Source organism: Streptomyces sp. NPDC045470 (genome assembly GCF_040646595.1).
GTDB lineage: Bacteria > Actinomycetota > Actinomycetes > Streptomycetales > Streptomycetaceae > Streptomyces.
On the sequence record NZ_JBEZAN010000007.1, the window covers coordinates 342289 to 351936 of the forward strand.

Genomic DNA, 9648 nt, shown 5'->3' on the forward strand with positions numbered 1-9648 from the left:
CGTCCCGCAATGCTGGCCGGACGCCACCGCATTCGTACGGGCAACGCCGGACTGGTTCCGCCTGGACCGGACCGCGGGCCGACAACACGCGCTGTATGTGGCGGCCGAGAAGGACACCCTGCGGCAGCAGCTGACGGGCTGGCCGGCCGAGTACGGCATCCCCGTCCTGGTGGTGCGCGGCTTCGCCTCCCAGTCCCACGCCGAGGTCGTCCGCCGCCGCACCGCCCGCGATCCGCGCGCGGCACACCTTCTTTACCTCGGGGACCTGGACGCCTCCGGGACGGATATCGAACGCGACTGGGTTGGACGCACCGGCTGCTGGAGCCGGGTCGCCCGGGTGCTGCTCACGTACGAGCAGGTGCGCGCGTACGGGCTGCCGGCGGCCGAGGGCAAGCGCGGCGACCCGCGGTCCGCCGCGTCATCAACGACGCCAGGCGCGCCCTGAACCGGCGCTGACCGCCCGCGATGAGGAACGCAGCACCCCTCGAAGACCATCCGCATCCCCAAGGGCGACGCCCCGCAGGGCCCTCTGCACGCGGATGGACCGCCTCACCGAACCCGTCCCGGCCGCAACCTAATCGGCCGGGGACACGGTGCCGCTTGTCCGGGTCGGCGCCAAGACCTGGTTTGATTTCTGCTGACCACACAGCAGCGGGGCCGGGCAGGATCACCCTGTTCGGCCCGCTGGTCGTCCCGGCTGCTACCGGCTGAGGCGGATGCGCGGCCCCATGCGAACTCGAGGTCGGCCAGGAAGACGTCCTTCAGCTCCTTCTCCCACTGACCGCGCAGGAGCATCGGAACGGCCTCCATCCGCTCCAGGATGACCAGGGTCTCGGTCTGACCGATCAGCGCGTACCGGCCGTGCGAGGCGGGCCGGCTGCCCGGCCTGTGGGTGCGTAGCAGCTCCTGCAGGCGGGCGCGGTGCTGCTCCCCGAACGCCTCCAGGCGCTCGATGTACCCCTCGTGTTCCTCGGGGCGCACCGCGCTCAGAGCGACGTCCAGGAGGTCACCACCGTCCGGCCAGTGCTGCTCGCCTGGTGCGGCTGTGGCCCACGGGAACCGCTCCGCCGTCGCCAGGACGGCCTTCGCGTCCAGCATCGGCTCCGTGGCCGGGCCCGGCTCCGGTTCCGGAGACTCCTGCGGGGCGGGGGAGGCGGGCTGCTGAAGGGGGGCGACCACAACCAGCTGTTGGCGCCCGCATCTTGGCGCGTGCGCCGGGGCACAGGGGCACGCTGTGCGCCGGTCGTGCCGACATGCGCTGGGCGTGGTGGGGCGGTGCTTCTGGACCACTGGATGGACGGGTTTGCCTGCCGCAGGCTCGGGCGGTGATCTATCGGCCTCCAGCATGGGAGCAGCGCATGCAGCAGACGGTTGCTTCGTGCGTGAGCGCAGGATTCGTCCGCTCGACAAGAAGACCAGGCCGACCAAGCGGTGCAGGCAGTGCGGCACCAGCCCGGAAATGGCCGACCTATTGCCTGCGCCCGTAGCGGTCGATTGGTGAACGGTGAGGGGAAGATGATGAGCACTGCCCATGGGGCAGCCACAGGTGGCGCGGATTCCGACCCGCTGATCAGCACGTTCGCGGGGACCGGGGAGGCGGGCTCCGGCGGGGACGAAGGCTTGGCTGTAGCGGCTGAGTCGAACCATCCGTACGGTGTCGCGGTGGACGGCACCGGCACCGTGTACTTTTCCGAATACAGCAACCACCGGGTCCGCAAGGTCACGGCGGACGGGAAGATCAGTACGTTCGCGGGGGCCGGGGAGGCGGATTACGGGGGCGATGACGGCCCGGCCGTCTCCGCCCTGGTGAACCACCCGCGTGGGGTGGCGGTGGACGGCACGGGCGCGGTTTATGTCGCCGACGCGGGCAACCACCGGGTGCGCAAGGTCACGGCGGACGGGACGATCAGCACGTTCGCCGGCACGGGCGCCGCGGGTGCCGGTGGCGACGGCGGTCCTGCCGCCGCCGCCGAGCTGGACCGCCCGTACGGCGTCGCGGTGGACAGCGCAGGCGTCGTCTATATCGCTGACCACAACAACCACAGGATTCGCAAGGTCGCGGCGGACGGGACGATCAGTACGTTCGCCGGCACGGGCGAGGCGGACTTCGGTGGTGACGGCGGGGCGGCGGAAGCGGCTCAGCTGAATGGCCCGCACGCAGTGGCGGTGGACAGCGCAGGCGTCGTCTACATCGCCGACGCCGAGAACCACAGGATTCGCAAGGTCGCGGCGGACGGGACGATCAGTACGTTCGCCGGCACGGGCGAGGCGGACTTCGGTGGTGACGACGGGGCGGCGGAAGCAGCCCGGCTGAACCACCCCGTGGCGGTGGCGGTGGACAGTGCCGACTGCGTCCACCTCTGCGACCAGTACAACCACCGGGTGCGTAAGGTCGCCGCGGACGGGACGATCAGCACGGTCGCCGGCACGGGCGAGGCGGACTTCGGCGGAGACGACGGCCCGGCCGGCTCGGCCCAGCTGAACAACCCGTTCGGACTCGCACTGAACAGCATCGACGCCCTTTACATCGCCGACCACATCAACAACCGGGTCCGGAAGATCGCTTCACCGAGGCTGCCCAAGTCCGGCACGGTGGTCTGCTGGGCCAACGCCCGCAGCAGGCTGCGGATGGCGGTCGCGCGCGAGTCCGTCAAGGACGGTGCCGAGATCCATCAGACCCTCCCCGTTCCCCGGGGGCATCAGCGGTGGCGGCTGGTCGTGGTCGGCCATGACGACGGCGAGGCCCTGTACCGGATCGAGAACGTGCGCAGCGGCAAGGCGTTGGAGGTCGTCGGGGGGCAGGAGTGGCCCGGCGCTGTGATCGCGCAACGCGCCTATGAGGGGGACGACGCGCACCACCAGCAGTGGAGGCTGATCCCGTTGGGCTCGGCGGCGGACGCTCCGCATGTGTACGAGATCGCGAACCGCAACAGCGGACTGTACCTGCGAGCGGACACCAACGCCCGTACGGCGATCAGGCAGGACGGAGCGGAGGGCGACCACCAGGGTCGGCAGTGGCAGCTGCTGCCCGCGTGATGCCGAAGGGGGCAGAGGCGCTCCCGCCTCTGCCCCCTTCACGACCAAGGCGTCACTTGGAGCCGGGCGGCTTGTCGGCGGTCGCCTTGGGTGCCTTGCCGGCCTCCGGCGCCTCGGGCTTCGCCGGCGTCTTGGGCATGCCGGTGTACTTGCCCTTGTCCGGCTTGTTCTGCAGGTCTTCGTTCTTCTTCAGGTCGGGGTTGTTCGCCATCTTCGCGTTTGACTGCTCCATGCCTTCGGACGCTGCTGTGGGCACCGAGCCGAGATCCTGGGTGTACCCCGTCGGGCCGGCCGCCTGCTGGGTCTTTTGGACGAAGGAGCCGAGGAAGCCCATGATGAGGCGCGCTTCGGGCGATTGCTCCTGTACGATCTTCGCGCGCGAGGAAGCTCCGTGGATCGCATCGGCGGACAGGCTCGTGCTCTTGTCGTCGTATGTGGTGTCGGTGACGTCCTCCTCGAAGTCGAAGTCGAAGCCGGGGTCCGCGGTCGGGTGCGTTCGGTCGCCGTGGGTCACGGAGAAGAACCCCGCGCTCTGGCCGGCGAAGTCGAAGATGCTGTTGAACACCATGGTGGTCACCTCTGCTCGTCGTGCTCGGCGTGGTGCCGGCTCACGTGTGCTTGTGCAGCGAGCGGTCGCTGTCGGTCAGGCTCTGGCAGTCGAACATCGTGTGGTGGACGTCCAGGACGGAGACGACCTCGGCCAGCCCGTGCAGGTGGAAGCCGCCGGCGGTCAGGCCGAGGTGGCTGATGGGGTGGGCGACCAGCTGGTCGAGGCCGGGATAGTCGGCGGGCTGCGGGGGAGACAGGACCGCCACCGGCACGTCGTAGTACACCGCGATGAACCCGGAGAAGGTCACTGGGATCTCGTAGTAGTAGTGCTTGTGGCAGCGCCGCTGGGTGACGACGCTCTCCACGCGGCCGCCCGGGGGGACCTCACCGGAGATCTGCGATTTCGAGGCCCAACTGGTGCTCAGGGAACCGCTCACGGAGCCTTGGATGCCCAGCGCCAGCGAGGCGTTGAGCATGGCGGTGCCGGTGGCGCTGCCCGTGGTCGTGAAACCCACCGACTCCGTCACCGTGTTCGACATGGAGTTCGTCGCCGCGTTCCGCACCGCGTTCTCGGTGGCGTTCGCGTTGTCCACTCCGACGCTGTCTTTGCTGTTCTTGTTCGTCACGGTGTTCGCGTTCTTGTTCGCCACCTCGTTCTGGCACTGCGCCTGCATCTGCTCCTGGAGGTCCATCCGCAGCTGGTTCTGCAGTTGCAGTTGCAGTTGTGCGCTGATGCTGCCGCCGAAGGTGAGCTTGGCATCGCCTTGGAGCGACCACTTGATGTCGTTCGACACGCTGAAGTCGACCGAGTCGGTGAAGGTCATCTTGGACGTCTGACTGCGGTTGACGTACGTACGCGAAGAGCACATGTCGGGCGGGGGCTGCCTGATGTCGCACCGCTCCTCGACGAGCGGCTCCCCGAGGTTCATGTAGGCGATCCAGCCCAGCTGGAACGCGGTCACGGTCCCGGGCATGATGCCGTAACGCTGCTTGTTCACGGAGAGCCCGATGGGTTTGTGCGGCACACCTGCGTCGTCGACGTAGACCAGGTTGGGGTGGTTCAGCAGAGCCGGCCAGTCGATGCGGAGTTCCTTCAGGTTCTTCTTCGTCAGCGGCTGGCGCTTGGTCCGTCCCAGATTGTACGCGTTGGAAGACATTCCCCATCCTCGACTAATGTGGCCGAATATTGCTCGGCAAATGTGAACGGAATGTGCACGCGTTCTGGCGATCGAAGCTAGCACGGCATTTAATTCACCGAAAGGTGTCACCGTTCATCACCCTCAATCGAGTGACAAACGCCCCACGCTCTCTCAACTCCGCTTGTTCCAGGGTAACTTCGAGCAGGTGTCGATCGCATCGGCTAATCGGTGATATCGCTGAGCACCGGACGCATTGTTCTCCACATCCAGAACAGGTGAGGTATTTCGCGATGTACACCCAAGAACGCACCACGATGTCGAACCTGGTGGTCGGTGGCCCGGTAGCGGTCAACAGCTACGACAACGCGATCGTGGCGGCACTGGTCGAGAACCGGCCCGTCATGCTCGTCCACGCCTTCAACGGCGGCTATCTGCGGCCCGCCGAACTGACGGACTCGGTCCACGACAAGGGCGTCGAGCTGGCCACCGCACTGGACGACGCCACCAAGCAGGCGAAGGGCCACCTCTGGTACATCACCCCCGCTGGCTTCTTCGGGCAGCGCCCCCTGTACTTCCTCGAGAGCGCCGCGGGCCAGGTGCCGCCCACCCCCGCCACCGGACCAGGGCCGACCGCCCCCGTTGCTGCGGGGCACACCGATGCCGGGCGCGGTGACGACGGCACCCCGAAGCCGCAGCGTCGGCGTGTCACCGTGCACCAAGACGCCCCCGCGAGCCCGGCGGACACCGTCCAGGTGGGACTGCCGGACAAGGTCGACGACAAGTGGCGCGGGAAGAACGGCGCGCCCGAGGACACACAGCTCTGGGTCGTCACGGTGACGCCGTGGGGCGGGATCACGTTCGTGCCGATCACCCACCCCGACACCATCCTCGGGTTCAAGGACTACGCGGTGGCCGCCGACAGCGAGGTGCGCCTCACCTACAACTGGGGCGGCGACTTCACCGGGACGGTCATCAACACCTTCTACCCGCGGTTGCCCAACGAGTGGAGCGTTCCCTACCACCACGTCTTCACGTGACCGGCGTCCACCGCCGCATCAGACCCATCCCTGACCTACGCCCGCACCGCCTGGAAGGGGCAGTACGATGCCCGTACCCACGCAAGAGCTGAAGCTGCAGATCGTCAACGCTGCCACGGGCAAGGCCCTCGGCGTCAAGGACGCGCCGGGCGCGGAGGGGTCGCTCGTCGTCCGCGACCTGCCGGACGGCGACCCGAGCCCGGAACAGTGGCAACTCGTCCCGGTACAGGCCGCACAAGGCGGACAGGCCCAGGACGAGCAGGCGTACGTGATCCGTAACGCGGCCGACGGCAAGGTGCTCGACAACCCAGTCGCCGCCGACCGCAGTGTCCGCCAGTGGAACGCCGCCGCCAACGAGCAGGCCCAGCAGTGGCATGTCGTCCCCGTCGAGGGCGAAGCCGGTTGCTACTTCATCGAGACCGCCACCGACGGCGCCGTCCTCGACCTCGCCGACCCCAGCCCGGACGACACCGCGGTCGTCCTGAGCGAGTACGACGAGAACGCCAAGAGCCAGCGCTGGCGGTTCGTCACGGCCGAGCCCAAGCGCACCAGCGACCCGGTGCTGCGCTGGGCACCACTGAGCCACTGGAACAGCCGCCAGTCCTGGCGGCTGACCCGCTCGCCCGCACTGCGCCCGGCACCCGGCGCCACCCCCGCCTTCAGCGACATGCTGCTGGTTCTTGAGGCATTCGGGAGCGACCAGGAGGCCGGCGGGTGGAAGAGCGACGGAGCCAACCGCTCACCCGAGGGGCGACCCACCTGGTGGGCCGGGCCCGGCGCACGGTTCCTCGCCGACACCACCGGATCGGGAGGAGCGGACATCGTCGGCCTCAAACCCACGACGGGCCTGGTCACGGCCTCCGGCTGCGGCGACGGCACGTTCGACGACGAACGCGTCCTGCACGCAGCGGCCCCCTCCGCGAGCCCGGCGGACCTGTGGACCCTCGCGGACACGACAGGCGGCGGAAACCCCGACATCGTCGTCCTCTCCGCCGACGGCCTGCGCGTCTTTGCTCGCGATGAGGACGGGACGTTCCAGCCCTCGGGGGCCGAGCCGGCCCTCCAGGCCTTCGGACACGGTGTCCAAGCGGGCGGCTGGCTGCCCGACAAGCACCCCCGCTTCCTCGTCGACACCACCGGCGACGGCAGGCTCGACGCCGCCGGCTTCCACGACGACGGATTCTGGCTGTCGCTCCAGGACGAGGACGGCGCCTTCGCACCACTCACCGAGGAACCCGCCCTCAAGGCGTTCGGCCACAACGAGGAAGCGGGTGGTTGGCTGCCCGACAAGCACCCCCGCTTCCTCGTCGACACCACCGGCGACGGACGTGCCGACATCGCCGGCTTCCACGACGACGGACTGTGGCTGTCGCTCCAGAACGAGGACGGCACCTTCACCGACCCCCTGTACGTCCTCGACGACTTCGGGGTCGACCAGGGATGGAGCACGGCCGAGGAACACCCCCGGTTCCTGCTTCCGACCACCCCTGACGGAGCAGTGGACATCCTCGGCTTCGGCCCGCAGGGCGTCGTCGTCGCCCGCGGGCGCGGCGACGGCACCTTCGAGCCCGCGAAACTCGTCCTGAACGACTTCGGACTCGCCCAGGGATGGACGGGCGAGAAACACCTGCGGCTCTTGGCCGACGTCACCGGCGACAGTACCCCGGACATCATCGGCTTCGGCGACGAAGGCGTTTGGGTGGCGCACAACCGCGGCGACGGGCAGTTCGACCAGGCCCAACTGGTGTGCCGCGGCTTCGGTTACCACGACGACGCCGGCGCCTGGCGAATCGACCGCCACCCCCGCTTCCTCGCCGACATCACCGGAGAGGGACGCACCGACATCATCGGCTTCGGCGGCCCCGGGGTGTACGTGGCCCGCAACCTCCACCGTCGCTTCAGGACCCGATAATCCCGCAAGGCGCCGCAGTCACGGCACGGCGACTCGCCGCCGGCGTGCCAGAACCCGGTCACCCCGTTCCGACATGCGGCGCGCTACGCCCCCGCCGCGAAGCCGATCCTGAGGAACCGCGGTACGTACGGACTGACGCAACCCCCACAGCGAGATCCGGACCAGCCGGCGCATGTCGCGCCCCTTCCCCACGGCACCGGGAGATTCTGACGCGCCCATCAAGGCCGTCAGCGCCGATTAACGGCGGCACCAACACGCCATCCCAACCGACCGTTCCGTCACGAACAGGCTAGCTTCCACACCCACATGTGCCCCCTCCCGGTGCGGCCGACATTCCCTAAGGAAAGAGGAACGAGCTGTGAGCACCCCCTCCTACCCGCTGGCCAACGCTCCCTATGCCCAAGCCGCGGCCGTGGTCAATGGGGATGGCACCGTCGTACGAGCCCAAGGCGTCGTCGAAGTCCGACGAATTGCAGACGGCAGGTACTCCGTGAAGGTCAGCAAGGACATCGACCTGGACAAAGCCGTGCCGCTGGCCTCCCTGATCGGCCGGGTTGACTCGTCCGTCCCGGCCCAGATCTATATCAACCCCCATGAAACCAGTGACGACCCGCACACCCTGGGCGTGACGACGTACGCGGGCGCTGCCCGCGTAGACAGCCCCTTCACCGTGATCGTTCTATAAGCCCCATTGGCCGGCCCCTCACCGACACGGTCGGGCCGCCTCACCAAGACGGCAACCCCGGGGCACGAGCCCTTCGACCTGTCCGTGCCCCGACCTCACCCGGCCGATCACAGTATGAGAAAAACGGCCCTCGCCAAGACAACCACCTGGAGGTCACGCCATGGCCGATCCCATCCGGCTGTACGCCCCCTACGCCCGCGCCGCCGCCATGGTGACCCGCGACGGGATCGTGGAGAAGACGAAGAACATCCTCCGCGTGGAGAAAGTCGGCACCGGCACTTACAAGGTGATCATCGCCGAGACCGTCGACGTGACTCACGCCGCGCTGCAAGTCACCGCCGACAGCGGGGCCAACTGGGGGACCGAGGTCTACGTCCACAGTCTGGGACCGCATGTCGTGCAGGTCCTGACCGGCAAAAATGGGACTGAGGCGGCGCAGCCGTTCCACATCGCCGTCCTGTAACACCCCACAGGAATCGAGTCGTACCCATCGCATTCCGATGGCAGACATCTGTCACACCCGTTCCGGTGTCAGTGTCGCGGGCCGGCTGCGCTGGTTGCTGACCCGGGCCCCCAGCTTGTGCTCCCGCTCCTCCTGGTCCTCGCCGACGATCCGCTCGACGTGCTACCTCGAAACCTGAAGGTGGCCCTCGCGCTCGTAGAACTGCTTGGCAGCTTTGTTAGTTCATCGCCCACTTGTCGGCCTGCGTACGGCGCGGCGGCGGCTTCTCGTCCTCAGCCGCAGGCTCGATCCCGAGGCCCTGCTCGCACATCCACTGCTGCACGGTCGTCAGGTTGTCCCAGCCGAGCCGGGCCGAGCGCACCCACCGGCCGAGGCCCTCGCCCTGGTGCACGACGGCGCCGGGCTCGGTCGGCAGTGGGCGGCCGGCCTCCAGATGGAGTCGGACGAGGTGGAAGGCCCGCTGCCACTCCACCGGCCAGGCCGGGCACCACGACGGGACGATGTCCTCCAGCTGCTCGCGCCGCTCGTCCGACAGCGCCCCGGCCAACGGCTCCACCGGCAGACCCTCGGCTGCCACTGGCCATGTCAGGACGTCGCATCCGACGATTGACGCTGCTGCCGCACTGGAGACCGAGTCCGGTACCCCGCTGCTGGGGTGGGAGACGGGAGGCAGTCCAGCCGCATGGCTTCGGCGATCCCGTGGTACGTCTTCGCTGTACGTGTTTAGCGTGACCTAGGAGTTGTCTTCAAATGTCAGGCCCACATCAGGAGCGATGCGAGGGTGACGGCTGCCTGGTAGGATTCGGCGGTCTTGTCGTAGCGGGTGG

Annotated in this window: 9 protein-coding genes and 1 pseudogene; 6 read left to right on the forward strand and 4 right to left on the reverse strand. The window is 68.4% G+C overall.

The window, feature by feature from the left end; translation table 11 throughout:
* Positions 1 to 97 precede the first annotated feature (97 nt).
* The gene (locus tag AB0A97_RS22450; RefSeq protein ID WP_361152684.1) at positions 98 to 445 is read left to right on the forward strand and encodes a hypothetical protein; all 348 of its coding nucleotides are present in this window, start codon (positions 98 to 100) and stop codon (positions 443 to 445) included.
* A gap of 104 nt (positions 446 to 549) precedes the next feature.
* On the opposite strand, the gene AB0A97_RS22455 is transcribed toward AB0A97_RS22450, so the two are convergent.
* On the reverse strand, positions 550 to 1179 hold the full coding sequence (locus AB0A97_RS22455) for a hypothetical protein (protein WP_361152687.1): 630 nt from the start codon (positions 1177 to 1179) through the stop codon (positions 550 to 552).
* Between the two features lie 339 nt (positions 1180 to 1518).
* On the opposite strand from AB0A97_RS22455, the gene AB0A97_RS22460 reads away from it, so the two are divergent.
* The gene (locus AB0A97_RS22460) at positions 1519 to 3036 is read left to right on the forward strand and encodes an RICIN domain-containing protein (protein WP_361152690.1); all 1518 of its coding nucleotides are present in this window, start codon (positions 1519 to 1521) and stop codon (positions 3034 to 3036) included.
* A gap of 52 nt (positions 3037 to 3088) precedes the next feature.
* On the opposite strand, the gene AB0A97_RS22465 is transcribed toward AB0A97_RS22460, so the two are convergent.
* On the reverse strand, positions 3089 to 3604 hold the full coding sequence (locus tag AB0A97_RS22465; RefSeq protein ID WP_361152693.1) for a hypothetical protein: 516 nt from the start codon (positions 3602 to 3604) through the stop codon (positions 3089 to 3091).
* A 40-nt stretch (positions 3605 to 3644) separates the two neighbouring features.
* On the reverse strand, positions 3645 to 4742 hold the full coding sequence (locus AB0A97_RS22470) for a hypothetical protein (protein WP_361152696.1): 1098 nt from the start codon (positions 4740 to 4742) through the stop codon (positions 3645 to 3647).
* A 272-nt stretch (positions 4743 to 5014) separates the two neighbouring features.
* On the opposite strand from AB0A97_RS22470, the gene AB0A97_RS22475 reads away from it, so the two are divergent.
* From AB0A97_RS22475 to AB0A97_RS22490, 4 genes are all read left to right on the forward strand, one after another.
* The gene (locus AB0A97_RS22475) at positions 5015 to 5761 is read left to right on the forward strand and encodes a hypothetical protein (protein ID WP_361152699.1); all 747 of its coding nucleotides are present in this window, start codon (positions 5015 to 5017) and stop codon (positions 5759 to 5761) included.
* Positions 5762 to 5828: 67 nt separating this feature from the next.
* On the forward strand, positions 5829 to 7673 hold the full coding sequence (locus AB0A97_RS22480) for an RICIN domain-containing protein (protein WP_361152701.1): 1845 nt from the start codon (positions 5829 to 5831) through the stop codon (positions 7671 to 7673).
* Between the two features lie 358 nt (positions 7674 to 8031).
* Complete coding sequence (locus tag AB0A97_RS22485) at positions 8032 to 8358, forward strand: hypothetical protein (protein ID WP_361152703.1); 327 nt, start codon at positions 8032 to 8034, stop codon at positions 8356 to 8358.
* A gap of 160 nt (positions 8359 to 8518) precedes the next feature.
* Positions 8519 to 8821: a hypothetical protein gene (locus tag AB0A97_RS22490; protein WP_361152706.1), complete on the forward strand. Its 303-nt coding sequence runs from the start codon at positions 8519 to 8521 to the stop codon at positions 8819 to 8821.
* Positions 8822 to 8872: 51 nt separating this feature from the next.
* Here the strand turns inward: AB0A97_RS22490 and AB0A97_RS22495 are convergent.
* Positions 8873 to 9392: pseudogene (locus AB0A97_RS22495) on the reverse strand (helicase associated domain-containing protein); the annotation flags it as partial.
* Positions 9393 to 9648 lie beyond the last annotated feature (256 nt).